The following is a 16748-nucleotide window of genomic DNA, read 5'->3' as shown; positions in this document are numbered from 1 at the left end:
CCTACAAACAATGTAGGCGGAGCCACAACATTGCAGGGCCAGACTGGCGGCACTCAAAACTGGAGCCCTGTGCCGTGACTTTCAATACCGAACAACTGCTGGCTGACGAAGCGCAATACTGCTCTTTTGGCGACACCGTTCACTACGTCAACCCCCCCAAGATCTTCAGCGGCTGCGAGGGCAGCTACATGTTTGACCAGGCCGGCACGCCTTACCTGGATTTGCAGATGTGGTACTCGGCCGTCAACTTCGGCTACAAGAACAAGCGCCTGGAAGACAAGATGATCGAGCAGTTGCGCGAGCTGCCCCAGGTGGCCAGCCAGTACCTGCACCCGACCAAGATCGAGCTGGCCAAGTTCATTGCGCAAGATGCCGAGAAAAAATGGGGCATGCCAGGCCGCGTGCACTTCAATGTGGGCGGTGCCCAGGCGATTGAGGATTCGCTCAAGGTCGTGCGCAATGCCACCCATGGCAAAAGCCTGATGTTCGCGTTTGAAGGTGGCTACCATGGCCGCACCCTGGGGGCGTCGAGCATCACCTCCAGCTACCGCTACCGCCGCCGCTTTGGCCACTTCAGCGACCGCGCGCAGTTCATTCCCTTCCCCTACCCCTTCCGCCGCCCCAAGGGCATGACCTCCGAAGAATATGCGGAGTCCATCGTGCAGGAGTTTGCGCGCAAGTTCGAGAACGAATACCACGCCGTCTGGGACCCCAAGACCCAGCAGTGCGAGTACGCGGCCTTCTATGTGGAGCCGATCCAGGGCACCGGCGGCTACGTCGTGCCACCGCCCAATTTCTTCAAGGGCCTCAAGAAGGTGCTCGACGACCATGGCGTGCTGATGGTAGTCGACGAAATCCAGATGGGCTTCTGGCGCACCGGCACGCTGTGGTCGGTGGAGAACTTTGGCGTCAAGCCCGATGTGCTGGTGTTTGCCAAGGCGCTGACCAATGGCTTGAACGCGCTGTCGGGCCTGTGGGCCCGTGAAGAGCTGATCAACCCCACGGTGTTCCCGCCAGGCTCGACCCATTCGACCTTTGCCTCCAATCCGCTGGGCACGGCGCTGGGCCTGGAAGTGATGAAGATGACGCACGAGATGGACTTTGGCCGCCAGGTGCGCGAGTCGGGGGCCTATTTCCTCGATGGTCTGCGCCAGCTTCAAAAGCGCCACCCGGAAATCGGCGATGTCGACGGCATGGGCCTGGCGCTGCGCGCCGAGATCTGCACGGCAGACGGCTTTACCCCCAACAAGGCGCTGCTCGACAAGATGGTGGACCTGGGCCTCGAAGGCAAGCTCGAATACCAGGGCCAACGACGCGGCCTGGTGCTGGACGTGGGCGGCTACTACAAGAACGTGATCACCTTCGCGCCATCGCTGATGATCAGCCGCAGCGAGATCGATGAAGCGCTGGTGATGCTCGACCAGCTGATCAGCCTGGCCAAGCGGTCCTGCGCTTGAGCGAGCCACTGCGCCCTGCGCGCAACCAGTTGGAGCCCTCGGCACTGATCGGGCAGTTTGCCGCGCATCCGCCCGAGGGCTTTGTGGTGCGCTCGGACCGGCCGTTTCCGGCCTTTCGCGCGCCCTTCGATCTGCTGACCACGGCCGACGCGGCCGTCAAGCGCTGGGTGCTACGGCTGCCCGGCGGTGCCTGGCTGGCGCAGCGCTTGCGGCTGCGCACCGATTTTGTCGGCTCGACACTGAGCGAGTACCTGGTGCTGCCCCCGGAGGTGGCGATGGACAAGCTCGCTGGTGAGCTGCGCCGCCACGCGGGGCGCTGCATGCTGACCGTCGTCAAGGACCTGCCGCAGGACTCGCCGCTGCTGCCTCCGGCCGACAATGCCGATGCCCGCCGGCTGGCCCAGGCGCTCCAGCACCAGGGCTTCATCCTGGTCGAAGGCCAGGCGCTGGCCTATGTCCCTATCGATTTCGAGCGCATCGATGCCTACCTGGCGCGGCTGTCGAAGAACCGGCGCTCCGACCTGCGCCGCAAGCTCAAGAGCCGCAGCCAGCTGCAGATCCGCCGCATTCCCACCGGCCCGGCCTTTGACGACGAGCAGCTGGTCGATGCCTACTACGCGCTATTCGAGGCCGTGTATGCACAAAGCACGCTGCATTTCGACAAGCTCACACGCAGCTTTTTTGCCGCGGTGCTGCGCGACGCCAGCAACCAGGGCCTGGTGTTCGAGTACCGCGATGCGCAGGATGGTGCCCTGCTGGGCTGGAACCTGTGCTTTGCCCATGATGGGCGCCTGGTCGACAAATACATCGGCCTGTCCTACCCGCGTGCGCGCCAGACCAACCTGTACTTCGTCAGCTGGATGGTGAACCTGGAATATGCGCTCGAATGCGGCCTGTCACACTATGTGGCCGGCTGGACCGATCCCGAGGTCAAGGCGCAATTGGGCGCCAGCTTCACGTTTACCCAGCATGCGGTCTACATCCGCAACCCGCTGCTTCGGGCCTTGGGGCGGCGGTTTTCCCGGCATTTTGAAAGTGACCGCGCATGGCAGGAGCAGCGATGACCCCCTTGGTGCTCAATGTCGATGGCTCTGTCGGCCCCTTGGCCGGCGAGCTGCGGCTGCCGCTGGGCGACTGGCAGGAGGCGATCCGTTTTGGGTCATCGCTGGGCCGCTACCAGCAGTTCCGCCGCCATGTGCAGGCGCAGCTGCCCGCGCAGCATGGCACGACCTGGATGGGCAGTGGCGATTTCCACCACCTGTCCTGGCTGCTGATCGAGCACTGCATCGCGCGCCAGGGCTACACAGCGGCGCGCCCGCTGCGCGTGGTGGTGCTGGACAACCACCCCGACAACATGCGCTTTCCCTGGGGTGTGCACTGCGGCTCCTGGGTGCGGCGCATTGCCATGCACCCGGCGGTAGCGCATGTGCATGTGGCGGGCATCACCTCCGCTGACATTGGCGCCGGCCACGCCTGGGAGAACTACCTGGGCCCGCTGCGTGGCGGCAAGCTCAGCTACTGGAGCTGCGGCGTGGATACCGGCTGGGCGCGGCGCCTGGGCCTGTCCGCTGCCTTTCGCGCCTTCCCCAGCCTCGATGCGTTGACCGATGCCTTGGCGGCAACCCTGGCGCGCGAGCGCCAAAGCACCTACCTGAGCATCGACAAGGATGTGTTTGCCACCGACGTGGTCACCACCAACTGGGACCAGGGCCAGATGCGCGAGGCGCAGGCGCTGGGCATCATTGCAGCGCTGGAGGGCCAGCTCGTGGGCAGCGATATCACCGGCGATGTGTCTTCGTGGCGCTATGCCACCTGGTGGAAGCGCTGGCTGAGTGCCGGTGATGGGCAGGACACGGCCATGGATGCACAGGCGCTGGCGCAGGCCCAGGCAGGGCAGCATGCGCTCAACCAGCGGCTGCTGGCGGCCTTGTCAGCGTCCGCGTCAGCGCCGCCAGCAGCTGGGCAAACAGCGCATCGCTGAGCCAGGCGCTGTTGCTGATGGCCAGCAGGCGCTGCGCCCAGTCGCGGGCCTGCGGCACCGGGTCGTGCAGGGCCTCGCCCAGCAGGGGCGCGTAGCGCGCGTAGTCGGGCAGCACCTGGCTGAAGGGCAGCGACAGGCCCCAGCTGCTCGCCCAATGCGCCTGCATCAGCGCATCGCGCTGGGCGGCGCTGGGCAGGCGCAGCAGAATCACCGGCCAGATGCCCTGCGCCTGGGGCGCGGCATCGTCCACCACCTCCACACCCGGCAGGGCGCGCAGCTGGGCTCCGCGCCGCTGCGCCTGTTGCTGCGCCTGCTCCCAGTGCCCACGCAGCCGCACCAGTGCGCGCAGGGCTACGCGCTGGCGCCCGGCGCCCAGGCTGTGCTGCGGGATCTGGCTGTCAAAACCATCGCCGGCCGCCTCCACCCAGTCGCCCCGCGCCAGGCTGCGCCGCAAGGGGGCGCCGTAGACGGCGTCCAGCAGCGCCGGCCGATAGGCTGCGGCGTATCCGAGCAGCGCCAGGCTGCGGCGCAGTTCCCAGGCGAGGTGGGGCCGTATGGATTGCTGGTGCTGCGCGCGCAGCGCTGCCATCAGCGCCGGCTCGCGTGCCAGCAGCACGCCGCCTTCATAGGTGCTCAGGCCTTTGCCCACCGCCAGGCTGAACAGCGCGATATCGCCCTGCAAGCCCACGCTGCGGCCGTGCACGCGGGCGCCCAGGGCCTGGGCGGCGTCTTCGATCACATAGGCGCCGCAGGCCTGGGCGCGGGGCAGCAGGCTCGCGACATCGGCCACCCGGCCGCCCAGGTGGGTGGGTACCACGGCCAGGGTGCGGTGGCTGAGCAGCGCGTCGAGCGCGTTGCCATCCAGGTCCAGGCGGTCGGGCGACAGATCACACAGCCGCAGCTGCAGGCCGCACTGCGCCACAGCCATGGCCACCAGCGGGCAGGTGTAGGCGGGCACCACGACTTCGCAGCGCTCGGGGGCCCGCTGCTGCAGGGTTCGCAATGCCAGCATCAGCGCGGAGGTGCCCGAGCACTCCAGCAGCACCTCGTCCACGCCCAGCCAGGTGGCCAGCGCCCGGTCTAGCCGCGGGTCCCCCCAGGGGCGCAGATCGCCCAGCTGCAGTGGCAGGCCGGCGGTGGGCGGTACCGTGATGCGGCGCGCAGTCATCGCTGGGGGCCCTGGCGGTTGCCTGCCATCAGCGGGCGGCCGCGCGGGCGCCTGCCGCGCTGTCCGCCGGGCCCTGTGCCAACTTCTCTGCCGGCTCGGCGGCGCCATGGTACTGGGCTTCGCTCACCGCCAGGCAGGCAATGCCGGCGATGATGAACGCGCAGCCCAGAATCTGGGGCAGGCCGATGGTCTCCTGGAACAGATAGTGCGACAGCAGCAGCACCGAGATGATCTCCAGGTGCGAGGCGGCAAAAGCCGGGCCGACCGGCGCGCGCCGCAGCAGATGCATCCAGGTGAAGAAGGCGCCGATATAGCCGACCAGCGCGCCATAGATCCAGGGCTGGGCAAACACGCGCCAGAGCCAGGAGGGGCTGAACTCCAGCGGCAGCGCGGCATCGCCTGCCTTCTTGAAGCTCAGCTGGGCCAGCGTGTCAAAGGCCATCAGCACCAGAAAGCCGACCAGGTAAAAGCGTTTCATGCCATCACCCCTTGAGGCCCACGACAGCCACGCCAATGGAGACGAGCACAATGCCCGCGACCCGCATCGGTGCGAGCTTTTCCTTGAACAGAATGCGCCCGGCCACCATGATGGCCACGATGTTGATGCTGCCCAGCAGCACGCCATCGGACAGGGGCACCAGCGACAAAAAGGCCAGCCAGGCGACAAACTCGATCACATAGCAGGCGCCGCCGATCCAGATCCAGGGGCGCACGAGCATGAAACGCCAGTGCGCCATGCCGGTGGCCGTGCCCGGGGTCTGGCTGGCGGCGGCCTTGAAAGCCAGCTGCCCGCCGCTGTCGACCAGCACATTGACCAGCCACAGGCTGATGACCAGGGGGGTGATCTCAGTGCCCATGGGTGGCGGCCTGTGTTGGTATGCCACCAAGGCGGGCTACAAAGTCATGCACCTTGGCGATCACCGTGCGGCGCTCGCGGTCGATGGTGATCATGTGGTAGCAGTTGTCGAGCAGCACGACCTCGACCTGCGCATGGACGGCGCCAGCGGCGATGTCCTCGGCATTGGAGCGGTGGGAGATGTCGTCTTCCTTGGCGTGGATGGCCAGGCATGGCGCGCGCAAATCCCGCAGGTGGCTGCGGACATGGGCCGAGAGCCTGCGCAGCTCGATGATGGACCACCAGGGATTGCCGGGCAGGCCCGCGGCAGCGCTGTCGCCACCGTGCATTTGCGCGACAACCCTGGCGCGCAAGGCCTCGTCCTTGATGCCGTAGGGCGGTGCTTCCATGAACACGCGGTGGCGGCCAATGCCCAGCAGGCGGAACAGCGGCAGCAAAAAGGCCAGCTTGGTGTAGCTGGGAATGCTCCAGCCGTCATAGCGGAACGTGGTGGACAGCGCAGCCACCCCCGCCACCTGGCGCGGGTGGGAGGTGGCTACCGCCAGCGACAGCAAGGCGCCCATCGACAGGCCGCCGACGACGACCCGGTCGACATGGGGCCCAAAGCGCAGCAGCGCCGACTGCACGCTGGCGAGCCAGTCGGTCCAGCGCGTCTGCACCAGGTCCTGCATGCTGCCGCAGTGGCCGGCCAGTTGCACCGCATAGACGGTAAAGCCTTCGCGGTGAAGGCCCTTGGCCAGCAGGCGCATCTCGGCGGGGGTGCCGGTCAGGCCGTGCACCAACAGCACGCCGGTGCGCGCGGCAGCGCCGGAGCCGGGCATGACGAATTCATGGGGCGTCAGGCACAGCGTCTGCAAGGCCGCTTCTGCCGCTCTTTCCTGGGGTTGGCTGGCCAGATGGCGGGCGAGTGCGTCATTGGCCTTCATGCGAGGGCCTCCTGCTGCTGCATGAACTGCAGGAGCCAGGGCGTGGCATCGCTGAAACCCTGGAACGGTGCATGGGCGATGCCATGGCGCTCGCAGTGACCGATCAGCCGGTACTTGGCCAGCACATAGTCGGCCTCGTGCGAGACGCAGAAGTCCGAGCTGCTGTCGCCCACATACAGCACCCGGCCGGCCAGCGCTTTCTGCGTGGCCAGGCGCTCGCATTTGCAGTTGCCACTGGCACGCTTGCAGTGCGGGCTGGCCCAGGGGGATTCCAGCGACCAGCGGCGGGTGTCCTGCTGCAGCAGGCGGTTGGCGATCACCTCCAGATGGCCCAGGCCGTGGCGTGCCAGCACATGTTCGATGGCGTAGTCGATGCCGTCGCTGACCACTTGCATGCGCAGGCCCAGCGCCTGCGCTGCCTGTACAAAGCCGGGGAAGCCGGGGTCGATCGCAATGCTGTCCAGGTGCGCGTCCAGCTGCTGCTGGCTCATGTCCAGCAGCGCGACCTGGCCTTGCATGCAGGCGCGCGAGCCGATCTCGCCGCGCTCCCAGGCGTCTTCCAGGTCAGTCCAGCCGGGCCGGCCAAAGCGCTGCAGCAGGCTGTCAGTGACATCGACCAGGCTGATCGTGCCGTCAAAGTCGGACTGGACCATCCAGCCCGTGGTGTTGTGGCAAGCGGGCGCCTGCGCAAGCATGTATTTATTCATGGAAGCTCACTCTCACGTTCTGGCCTACACGCACATGGATGGGGGCGGTCTCGAACTCGAGCACGCACTCGACCACGCGCAGCGGGCCGCGCTGGGCGTCGTCCTGCAAGGTCGACGGCCCGTACATGGGGTTGATGCGCAGCACCCGGGCCTCGGGCAGCGCGGTGGCGCTGTCGTTGTCCAGCACCACGCTGGCGCGCATGCCCTTTTGCACCGTGCCGGCAAAGCTCTCGTTGAGCTCGGCGCGGATGCGCAGCGGGCGCAGCGGCAGCAGGCGCATTGCCGCCTGGCTGGTATGTACCTGGCTGCCGACCTGGGCGCGCAGATGCACCACGGTGGCCGCTTCCGGCGCATGCAGCGCATAGAGGCGCTGGCGCTCGCGCAGCTGCTGGGTCTTGGTCTGCATCAGCTGCACCTCGGCCTGTGCCACCTCGGTCTCGGACTGCGCATTGCGCAGCGCGGCCTGGGCGTTGTCCACGTCCTGCAGATCGGCTGCGCCATCGCGGGCGGCGGCCTGCAGGCGCTGGAGCTGGGTCTGCAGCAGCGGCAGCTTGGCGGCCAGGGCCTTGTGCTTGGCCTGGGCCAGGCGGTACGAGGACTGGGCGACGGCCAGCTCGGCGCGCAGGTCTTCGTCTTGGACCTTGAGCAGCAGCTGGCCGGCCTGCACCTGCTGGCCCTCGCGCACGGCGATCTGCTGGACGGTGCCATCGATGGCGGTGGCCAGCTCCAGCAGGCCACCGTCGACCTCAATCTTGCCCCGGGCTACGGCGACTGGGCTTTGGTGCTGCTGGCTGGTGCTGGGCGCGGGGGGGCTGTCCGATGCCGGTGAGCAGCCGGCGAGCCCGCCTGCAGCCAGGCAGAGCAGGCCCAGCACCTGCCAGGCCTGCGGCAAGGGCCAGGGGGTTGCGGGAATCTTGGTCACGCGGGGTTCTCCATCAGGGTGTTTTGGCGCCGGTCGCTGTAGACGGCACCGTCTTCCATATTCAGTACGCGGTCGGCGTGCCCGACCAGGCGCGGGTCGTGGCTGACGCACAGCACCGTGGTGCCATGGCTGCGCGCGACGCGGTGAAGGATGTCGATCACCCGTTGTCCGCTCTCGGCATCCAGCGCACTGGTGGGCTCATCGGCGAACAAGAGCTGGGGCGCCTTGGCCAGCGCCCGGGCAATGGCCACACGCTGCTTTTCGCCACCCGAAAGCTCGGCTGGCCGCATGTGGGCGCGGTGGGACAGGCCGACTTCATCGAGCGCATCCTGGGCCCGCTTCAAGGTCTCGGCGCGCCGCATGCCCAGGTAGCCCAGCGGCAGCTGCACCTGCTCGAGCGCCGTCAGCGCCGGGAACAGGTTGAAGCCCTGGAACACAAAGCCGGTGTGCAGCAGCCGAAAGCGCTCCATCTCGCGCACGGGCATGGTCGTCAGGTTCTGGCCCAGCGCAAAGGTCTGGCCGTCATCGGGGGTGAGCAGGCCCGACATCAGCGACAGCAAGGTGCTTTTGCCGCAGCCCGAGGGGCCGGATATCAGGGTCAGCTCGCCGGCGTACAAATCTACCGACAGATCCTGCAGGACCTGGATGCGGATCGCGCCCGAGACATAGGTCTTGCGCAATCCGACGGCCTGCAGGCTGGGTGTTGGAGGGGAGGGGATAGGGGAGGGCATGGCGATGTCCTTCAGCGCAGCAAGGTGGCCGGGTCGGTGCGCAGCAGCACGCGCATCGCGCCCAGGCCGGACAGCAGCGCCAACGTGGCCACCAGGGCAGCGCAGGCCAGCACGGCTTGCAGGTTGAGCGCAACGGGCACCCGGTAGACCTGGGCGAGCGAGACAAGGGCCACGCTGGCGATGGTGGTGAGCAGCAGGCCGGCAGCGCCGATCCAGCAGGCCTGCTCCACCACCACCCGGCCCAGCGCCGCGCGGCTGACGCCCAGCGCATTGAGTACCGCGTATTCGCGCACCGAGCCCGCGACCACGCTCTTGAGCGACTGGCTGGTGACGACCGCGCCGACCAGGCAGACGACGATGGCCATGAACAGCACGCCAGCACCCGCGCCGGTATCGAGCATCCAGTAGCGCTGGGAGCGGTGCGCAAAGCTGTCGGCAGTCCAGACCTCGTGCGGGCCAAAGCTGCGCGCTTCGCTGCCCAGGCGCCGCTGCACAGCCTGGTTGTCCACACCTTTGCGCACCCGGGCCAGCAGGTAGGTGCTGCCCTGGCTGGGCGAGCTGCCAGCGATCTGGTGCGCGCTCTCCAGCGATGCCAGCACGTTGACACCGCCCAGGCCGCGCAAGCCATCGACGGCGGCGACCACGCGCACACGGTGGTTGTTGATCCAGGCGGTACCGCCTTCCTGGGTGGCCAGGCTGCCCAGATCGGCGCGGTCGACGATGACGGCGCCGGGCTCGCGCAGTAGCTTGCGCTGCCAGGGCGCAATGACCCGATCGAACACCATGGCCGTGCCGGCGGTGGAAATGCCCGAGAGGTAGACCGACACCGCGCCGGCGCCCTGGCCTGCCTCTTGGTTGGAACGCCAGTCGCCATCGACCCAGACAAAGGGCTCGACGGCTCGGATGTCCGGGTCCATGCGCAGGCGCATTTCCACATCGGGGCCGATGTTGCGGCCAAAGTTCACGCTCTGCGTGCCGGGGTAGCCCACCCAGAGGTCGGCCGAGCTGGCGGTGATGTAGATGGCAGCCGAGCTGAAAATGCCCAGCACCAGGGCGGCCTGCATCACCAGCAGCACACCGGCAAAGCCCACCGCGAAGACCGAGGGGACAAAGCGGCGCCATTCGTAGACCAGGGTTTTGCGGGCCAGCGCAATCATGGCGTGGCCCCTGCGGTGCCGGGTGGGGTTTGCGGCGGCAGTGGGGCGCCGCCCAGCGCCTGGAACAGCGCCACCCAGGCCAGCGCCTGAGCAGCTTGCGCCACGCTCTGCTGGCTTGCGTGCAGCAGCAGCTGGCGGCGGGGCTCCAGCGTATCGAGCTCGCTGGCCAGGCCCAGCTGCTGGCGGCGCTGCAGCTGTTGGGCGCGGCTGCGCAGCAGCGGTGTTTGGGTATCGAGCGATTGCTGGCGTTGCTGCTGGGCAGTGAGGCCGGCCAGCGCGGTTTCCACATCGGCAACGCCGTCGAGCACGCTTTGCCGGTAGGCCTTGACGGCGTTGTTCATCTCCAGCTCGTCGGCATCGGCCTGCGCGCGCCGTCGACCCCAGTCGAACAGCGGAATGTCGATCACCGGGCCCAGCGAGGGCACCTGGTTGGAGCTGGAGCGGCGGTTCTGCGTCAGGTTGTAGGAGTACAGCAATGAGCCCCCCAGCGCAAAGCGGGGGTAGAGCGCCGAGTTCGACAGGCCCGCTGCGGCGGCGGCGCGCTGCACCGCGGCTTCGGCCGCCAGGATGGCCGGGCGGCTGCGCAGCAGCTCGGCGGGCAGTACTTGCAGGCGCAGCGCAGTGGCGCTGGGGATGTGGGGGGTGCTGGAAGTGGCCAGCCAGGCGGCTTCGGGCTCGCTGCGGCCCAGCAGTGCAGCCAGCGCATGCGCTGCGCGTGCCTGGTGCTGCAGCAGATCGGCCTCCTGCGCGCGGCTGCGGTTGAGCTCCAGATGGGCTTGCTGCACCTGCTCGGCGCTGCCCATGCGCTGCTGCACACGCACCTGCTGCAGCTGCAGCCGGCGCGCATCGAGCTGCAGCTGCTGGTCCAGCACAAAGCGTTGCTGCTGCGCCACGCAGATGTCCAGATAGCGCTGCACCACATGGGAGACCAGCTGGACCCTGGCGGCCTGCAGCTGTGCCTGGGCATCGAGCAGTTGCGCCTGGCCATCGAGCGCACTGGATTCATAGGCCCCAAACAAGCCGAGGTTCCAGCCCATGTCCAGGCTGGCGTGGAAGTAGGAGTCGAGGGCGGCCACATCCTGCAAGGTGCGCACGCCGGCGCTGAACGCTGGCTTGTAGGCGGCGGTGGCCGTGCCCAGCAAAATTCGCTGGGCCTCAAGCCGGCCTTGCGCCTGGGCAAAATCGAGGTTCTGGGCCAGTGCTTGCTCCACCAGCTTGTCCAGTGCCGGGTCGCCCAGGAGCGTCCACCAGGCGCTCAGGTCGGCGGCCTTGACGGCATGCGCATGGGGTGCGCTGCCGCCCGCCTGGCGCCACTGTGCCGGGGTGTCGGGGTTGAGCGGGGGTTGCGCAGGCGTCATGCAACCGGCCAGCAAAGCGGCAGGTGCCAGCGCCAGCAGTGTTTTGCAGAACAAGGGTTTCACGTGCAATGGAGTCGGTTCTTGGCCGGTGCAGACCGGGGCGGCCTGACCGCAGAGGCAGGACAAATATGCGGGCCATTCAACCCTGCCAAGCTTGCGTAAGCTTGCACAAATGATGGAGAAAACATGGAGGCCGCCAAGGCGTGCAGCGGGCGAGCGGCACGGTCATAATGGCTTGCTTCAACCGCTTTTGGGCGCCCTGTGAGGCGCCGCTGGAACCTACTTGCGATGGTGTCTGCCATGAAACTACCTACGCCACCTGTGGCCGCTCCGCTGGTGCTCGTCGTGGAGGATGAGCCAGGCATTGCCACGATTTTGGTCGCCTACCTGGAGCGCGACGGTCTGCGTACGCTGTTTGCACGCGATGGTGAGCAGGCCTTGCAGCTTTTTCGCCAAAACCAGCCCGACCTGGTGCTGCTCGACATCCACCTGCCCGGCATCGACGGGGTCGATGTGCTGCGCTTCATCCGCGACCAGGGCCAGACCCCGGTGATCATGGTGACGGCGCTGGCCGATGACGTGGACAAGCTCGTGGCGTTGCGCCTGGGGGCCGATGACTATGTGGTCAAGCCCTTCAACCCCGCCGAAGTGGTGGCGCGCGTGCGCGCCGTGTTGCGCCGCAGCCAGCCCAAGGCCCCCGCTGCACCGATGGCGCCCATTCGGGTGGGCGCGCTGGAGATCAACCCCGCCGAGCACAGTGCCCGGGTCTACGACGCGCAGGGCCAGGCAACACCGTTGCCGCTGACCCTGACCGAGTTCCGGCTGCTGGCCCTGCTGGCCTCCCAGCCGCGGCGCTGTTTTTCACGCGCGCAGCTGATCGAGCAGTGCCTGCCCGAGAGCGACGCACTGGAGCGGGTGATCGACTCGCACCTGTCCAAGCTGCGCCGCAAATTGCAGCTGGCCGGCCAGGAGGAGCTGATCGAGACCGTGCGCAGCATTGGGTACCGCCTATGGCCCGGGGACTGAACCGCATCTGGGTCCGCTTTGGCTTCTGGATTGCCGGCACGCTGCTCAGCACCATTGCGCTGCTCAGCGCCTGTGCCTGGGCCTTCAATGCGGTGCAGTACAACCAGTTCTACCAAAGCCTGCCCAGCGCGGTGCGGGTGGAGCTGGACGACCTGATCGAGCGCGACCTGGACAACAGCCCGCGTGCCATGCAGATCTATGGCGAATACTGGCGTGGCGAGGTGTTCTTTGGCGAGCAGGTGTCGCTGTTCATCGGTCTGCTGGTCTGCCTGCCGTTTGGCCTGGCCATGGGTTTTTTCGTCTCGCGCTATATCACCCGGCCGCTGGCGTCGATGGTGGAGGTGGCGCAGCGCGTGGCGCACGGTGACTTCAGCTCGACACGCGTGGTGGAAGAGGGCGCGCACGGTGAGTTGAAGGAAGTGGTGCACACCTTCAACGCGATGATCGACGCGCTGCAAAAGCTCAATGCCGAGCGCCAGGCGTCGGCCGCCTCCATCTCGCATGAGCTGCGCACGCCGCTGTCGGTGCTCAAGACCCATTTGCATGCCATGTGCGATGGCGTCATTGCGCCCAGCGATCAGGAGTTTCGGCTGCTGCTGGCGCAGACCGAGCACCTGGGCCGCTTGATTGACGACCTGCATACGCTGGCGATGGCCGAGGCCGGTGAGATGTCGCTGCGCAAGGAGCGCCTGAGCCTGGGGGCACTGGTGCGCGAAAGTCTTCAGGAATTGCAGCCCCAACTGCAGCACGCTCAGATGGTGCTGTCGCAAGTGCTGCCCGAGGACGATGCGGTCAGCACCATCCGTGCCGACCCGTTGCGCATGCGCCAGATCATTGCCAACCTGGTGGGCAATGCCGTGCGCCACGCGGCCAGCGGGCACTGGTTGGAGGTGGAGGTGCGCAACCTGCGCGATGCACAGGGGCATATCTGGATCGAGCTGCTGGTCAGCGATGCCGGGCCGGGGCTGCCGCAGGAGCTGCGCACGCATCCCTTCCGGCGCTTTGCGATGGCCCCGGGCCGGCGCAAGCGGGAGGGCTCGGGCCTGGGGCTGTCCATCGTGCAGGCGCTGACCGAGCTGCAAGGCGGGGTGGCGCTGGCCGAGAGCTCGTCGCGGGGCGGCGCGCGGTTTCGCCTGCGTTTTGCGCCGGCCTGAAGTCCCCACCGGGTCAAAGGCAAGGCCGCAAAGCGCCGATCGGGCGCTGGCGATGGGCGGCGATTAAAATGGCGTTTGCGCTCTGTGATTGCAGAGCTTTTGCTATTTTTTAAGGAGCGGATCGCGCGTTGCCGCGCCACGCCGCACAGTTGCTGCCCCATGCAAGCCCAAGACCCCCAAGCCATCCGCCTGTCCAAACGCCTGGCCAGCGACATCGGTTGCTCGCGCGCCGAAGCCGAGCACTATATCGATGCTGGCTTTGTGACGGTGGATGGCCAGATCCAGGACACTCCGGGCGCCCGTGTGCTGCCCAGCCAGACCGTGCTGCTGCAGCGCGGCGCCGATCTGCGCCCGATCCAGCCGGTCACCTTGCTGCTGCACAAGCCTGCGGGCTACAGCCTGCGCGCGCTCGAGCCCGGGCGCCAGGGCCTCAGTGCGCTGGACCTGCTGACGCCCGATAACCTGGCCGATGTCGATACCCCCCAGCCTGCCCGGCCCGTGGCGCGCCATTTTCGCCACCAGCAGTTTTTGCTGCCCATCCCGCGCGCTGCCAGCGGCCTGGTGGTCTACAGCCAGGACCCGCGCATCATCCGCCATCTGAGCGAAGAAGCGGATTTGCTCGAGCAGGAATGCCTGGTCGAGGTGCAGGGGCAAATCATCGACGATGGCCTGGCCTTGCTGGCCCAGGGGCTGTATGTGGATGTCGAGCGCCTGCCGCCCCTCAAGGCCAGCTGGCAGAACGAAACCCATCTGCGGTTCGCGCTCAAGCGGGTCGCGCCCGAATGGCTGCCGACCATTTGTTCAGCGCTGGGCCTGGAGCTGCTGTCCATGAAGCGTTTGCGCATCGGCCGGATTTCGCTGAGCAAGCTGCCCCAGGGGCAGTGGCGCTACCTGCAAGGCTACGAGCGGTTCTGACGCGCTCGGGGGCGGGACGGTGGCCACAGGCAGCAGCCTGGCAGCGATCTGTTATAGATTTGATAGCAGATTTCTGTTTTGCGGCTTGGGATTGAACCGGCGCATGCCTGAATGTGATCGGCTTGCAAAACATGCCACAATAGCCCGCTGTCGGCATCGCCACAGAAATTACCTGTGGCTGTCTTGATATTGCCTGCCATGGCCCCATATAACGGTGTTTGATACAAAGGCCTGAGCTTGTGCGCTGGGCCGTGGGCGGGCAAGCCTGGCGCGGGGCGCGGCTTGTAATCGCTGCCTTTTGTGTAACTATCAGGGGTCCTATGTCACTCATTCCAGTCACCATCCTCACGGGCTTCTTGGGCTCGGGCAAAACCACGCTGCTCAAGCGCGTGCTGCATGAGTCGCACGGCATGAAGATCGCCGTGATCGAGAACGAGTTCGGCGAAGAGAACATCGATACCGACATCCTCAAGACCGAATCGAAGGAACAGATTCTGCAGATGAGCAATGGCTGCATCTGCTGCACCATCCGTGAGGACTTGCGCGAAGCGCTGCAGCTGCTGGCAGCCAAGCGCCGCAAGGGGCTGGTGGATTTCGAGCGCATCGTGATCGAAACCACGGGCCTGGCCGACCCCGGCCCGGTGGCGCAAACCTTCTTCATGGACGAAGAAATCGCCGAAACCTATCTGATCGACTCCATCATCACGCTGGTGGATGCCAAGCACGCCGGCCAGCAGCTCGACACCCGCCAGGAGGCGCGCCGCCAGGTGGGCTTTGCCGACCAGATCTTCCTGTCCAAGACCGACCTGGTGACCGAGGCCGACAAGGACGCGCTGGTCCACCGCCTCAAGCACATGAACCCGCGCGCACCGATCCGTGCCGTGCATTTTGGCGATGTGCCGCTCAAGGACGTGTTCGATCTGCGCGGCTTCAACCTCAATGCCACGCTCAACATCGACCCGGACTTCCTCAAGGAAGAGGGCCACGACCACGGCCATGTGCATGACGAGCATTGCGGCCACGACCATGACCACGGCGATAGCCACGGCCATGTGCACGACGAGAACTGCGGGCACGACCACGCGCATGGCGAGCACTGCAACCACCCGCACCACCACCACCATGACGATGATGTGAAAAGCTTTGTCTACCGTGTGGACAAGGCCTTTGATCCCGCCAAGCTGGAAGACTTCCTGGGCGCCATTGTGAACATTTATGGCCCGCGCATGCTGCGTTACAAGGGGGTCCTGGCGATGAAGGGCACCGACCGCAAGGTGATTTTCCAGGGCGTGCACCAGCTGATGGGCAGCGATCTGGGCCCCGAGTGGGCTGCCGACGAGCGCCGCCAGAGCAAGATGGTCTTCATCGGAATTGATCTGCCGCAGGACATCCTGCGCCAGGGCCTGGACCAGTGCGTGGTGGAGGCCTGATCGCCCGCGAGGGGCGGCCCGGGGATGAGACCCCGGGGAAACCCCCCGTTGCATCCGGGCTGCATCCACTTGTTGCTGTGCAGCGATGCCATATACAATCGCGGCCCGAAATGCAGCAAAGCAGGCATGCGGCGAGATACGGTTTCCGTGGTTCGTCCTGAAGATTTCGATGAGAGAGCGCAGTGTTTGAGGGGCTTTGGCCTGTTGGACACGGCGCTGAAGGAGAAGGAGGCTTGTGCAAGCGAGCTTTACCCTGCCAGGTGCTGGCCGGGGTGGCCTGCAAGATGACGGAGTTGCGGGCACCGGCCCGACTTCATAGATGTGCCTGGGTCCCTGTGGGACGCGGGCAAGTTGATCAGGGGGCGGAGCCTGCCGGGCTTTGCACCTTTTGTAACGAGACGGACATCCGTCGCATGTAAGAACTGCGCTAGCCAGTCGAGAGAACTATGCCTACCACTACGCAAACCATCCCTAAACGCGACGCCAAGCTGGCCAATGCTTGGAAGTCCAAGACGGTAGACACCCTCACTGACGATGAGGTGCTGTCGATGCCGGAGAGCGAATACATGAACGACATCCAACTGGCGTTCTTTCGCAAGAAGCTGGTGGAGCTGAAGACCGGCATCCACCTCAATGCCGATGCCACGACGGAAAACCTGCGTGAAGACACCGTGGTCGTGCCCGATCCAGCAGACCGCGCTACCATTGAGGAAGAGCATGCGCTTGTCTTGCGCACGCGCGACCGTGAGCGTAAGCTCTTGAAGAAGATCGACCAGTCGATCAGCCGCATCGATGCGGGCGACTATGGCTACTGCGACGAGACGGGCGAGCCCATCGGGGTGGGCCGTCTGCTGGCGCGTCCTACGGCCACTTTGTCGCTGGAAGCGCAGCAGCGCCGTGAATTGAAACAAAAAATGTTTGGTGATTGAGGCTGGGGCAGCGCACCGGACACACAAGGGG

At 66.4% G+C, this 16748-nt stretch carries 17 protein-coding genes; 8 read left to right on the top strand and 9 right to left on the bottom strand.

Translation table 11 applies throughout. From position 1 onward, the window contains the following. The first annotated feature begins 74 nt into the window (after nt 1–74). Genes F0Q04_RS22350 through F0Q04_RS22340 form a run of 3 tightly spaced genes read left to right on the top strand, consistent with a single transcriptional unit; the run spans nt 75 to nt 3438 of the window. Entirely contained in the window at nt 75–1457 is a 1383-nt protein-coding gene (locus F0Q04_RS22350) for an aspartate aminotransferase family protein (RefSeq protein WP_182343593.1), read from the top strand. After that, the gene (locus tag F0Q04_RS22345) at nt 1454–2521 is read left to right on the top strand and encodes a GNAT family N-acetyltransferase (protein WP_232539445.1); all 1068 of its coding nucleotides are present in this window, start codon (nt 1454–1456) and stop codon (nt 2519–2521) included. Before F0Q04_RS22350 ends, F0Q04_RS22345 begins: the two co-directional genes overlap by 4 nt. Continuing rightward, nucleotides 2518–3438, top strand: a complete 921-nt coding sequence (locus tag F0Q04_RS22340) for a hypothetical protein (RefSeq protein WP_232539444.1) — start codon at nt 2518–2520, stop codon at nt 3436–3438. Before F0Q04_RS22345 ends, F0Q04_RS22340 begins: the two co-directional genes overlap by 4 nt. On the opposite strand, the gene F0Q04_RS22335 is transcribed toward F0Q04_RS22340, so the two are convergent. From F0Q04_RS22335 to F0Q04_RS22295, 9 genes are read right to left on the bottom strand one after another with little or no spacing between them, the layout of a single operon-like run. Then, nucleotides 3362–4606, bottom strand: a complete 1245-nt coding sequence (locus tag F0Q04_RS22335) for a DegT/DnrJ/EryC1/StrS family aminotransferase (protein ID WP_182343590.1) — start codon at nt 4604–4606, stop codon at nt 3362–3364. The genes F0Q04_RS22340 and F0Q04_RS22335 overlap by 77 nt on opposite strands. Before the next feature lie 28 nt (nt 4607–4634). Further along, nucleotides 4635–5084 (bottom strand): DMT family transporter, encoded by a 450-nt coding sequence (locus tag F0Q04_RS22330; protein ID WP_182343587.1) that lies wholly within the window; start codon nt 5082–5084, stop codon nt 4635–4637. A gap of 4 nt (nt 5085–5088) precedes the next feature. Beyond that, nucleotides 5089–5463: an EamA family transporter gene (locus F0Q04_RS22325; RefSeq protein ID WP_182343585.1), complete on the bottom strand. Its 375-nt coding sequence runs from the start codon at nt 5461–5463 to the stop codon at nt 5089–5091. Continuing rightward, the gene (locus tag F0Q04_RS22320; protein WP_116926507.1) at nt 5453–6388 is read right to left on the bottom strand and encodes an alpha/beta hydrolase; all 936 of its coding nucleotides are present in this window, start codon (nt 6386–6388) and stop codon (nt 5453–5455) included. Before F0Q04_RS22320 ends, F0Q04_RS22325 begins: the two co-directional genes overlap by 11 nt. After that, nucleotides 6385–7095: an MtnX-like HAD-IB family phosphatase gene (locus F0Q04_RS22315; RefSeq protein WP_232539443.1), complete on the bottom strand. Its 711-nt coding sequence runs from the start codon at nt 7093–7095 to the stop codon at nt 6385–6387. Before F0Q04_RS22315 ends, F0Q04_RS22320 begins: the two co-directional genes overlap by 4 nt. Next, the gene (locus tag F0Q04_RS22310; RefSeq protein ID WP_232539442.1) at nt 7088–8017 is read right to left on the bottom strand and encodes an HlyD family secretion protein; all 930 of its coding nucleotides are present in this window, start codon (nt 8015–8017) and stop codon (nt 7088–7090) included. The genes F0Q04_RS22315 and F0Q04_RS22310 overlap by 8 nt, the downstream gene beginning before the upstream one ends. Continuing rightward, on the bottom strand, nt 8014–8748 hold the full coding sequence (locus F0Q04_RS22305; RefSeq protein WP_182343583.1) for an ABC transporter ATP-binding protein: 735 nt from the start codon (nt 8746–8748) through the stop codon (nt 8014–8016). Before F0Q04_RS22305 ends, F0Q04_RS22310 begins: the two co-directional genes overlap by 4 nt. A gap of 11 nt (nt 8749–8759) precedes the next feature. After that, nucleotides 8760–9905: an ABC transporter permease gene (locus tag F0Q04_RS22300; protein WP_182343580.1), complete on the bottom strand. Its 1146-nt coding sequence runs from the start codon at nt 9903–9905 to the stop codon at nt 8760–8762. Beyond that, the gene (locus tag F0Q04_RS22295; protein ID WP_409935108.1) at nt 9902–11326 is read right to left on the bottom strand and encodes a TolC family protein; all 1425 of its coding nucleotides are present in this window, start codon (nt 11324–11326) and stop codon (nt 9902–9904) included. The genes F0Q04_RS22300 and F0Q04_RS22295 overlap by 4 nt, the downstream gene beginning before the upstream one ends. A 237-nt stretch (nt 11327–11563) precedes the next feature. Here F0Q04_RS22295 and F0Q04_RS22290 point away from each other — a divergent pair, with 237 nt between their 5' ends. From F0Q04_RS22290 to dksA, 5 genes are all read left to right on the top strand, one after another. Continuing rightward, nucleotides 11564–12289 (top strand): response regulator, encoded by a 726-nt coding sequence (locus F0Q04_RS22290; RefSeq protein ID WP_182343578.1) that lies wholly within the window; start codon nt 11564–11566, stop codon nt 12287–12289. Next, a complete protein-coding gene (locus F0Q04_RS22285) occupies nt 12274–13443 on the top strand; it encodes a HAMP domain-containing sensor histidine kinase (protein WP_116926504.1) in 1170 nt (389 codons plus the stop codon). Before F0Q04_RS22290 ends, F0Q04_RS22285 begins: the two co-directional genes overlap by 16 nt. 159 nt (nt 13444–13602) lie before the next feature. Further along, entirely contained in the window at nt 13603–14358 is a 756-nt protein-coding gene (locus tag F0Q04_RS22280; RefSeq protein WP_182343576.1) for an RNA pseudouridine synthase, read from the top strand. Nucleotides 14359–14678: 320 nt separating this feature from the next. Next, nucleotides 14679–15788: a CobW family GTP-binding protein gene (locus F0Q04_RS22275; RefSeq protein ID WP_116926502.1), complete on the top strand. Its 1110-nt coding sequence runs from the start codon at nt 14679–14681 to the stop codon at nt 15786–15788. Between the two features lie 446 nt (nt 15789–16234). Beyond that, nucleotides 16235–16717, top strand: coding sequence for an RNA polymerase-binding protein DksA (gene dksA / locus F0Q04_RS22270; RefSeq protein ID WP_027010726.1), 483 nt, complete (start codon nt 16235–16237; stop codon nt 16715–16717). The last annotated feature ends 31 nt before the right edge of the window (nt 16718–16748 follow it).

The sequence above is a fragment of the Comamonas koreensis genome, assembly GCF_014076495.1.
GTDB lineage: Bacteria > Pseudomonadota > Gammaproteobacteria > Burkholderiales > Burkholderiaceae_C > Comamonas > Comamonas squillarum.
Note: the sequence above shows the minus strand (reverse complement) of the source record. Positions and strands in the feature narration are given on the sequence as shown.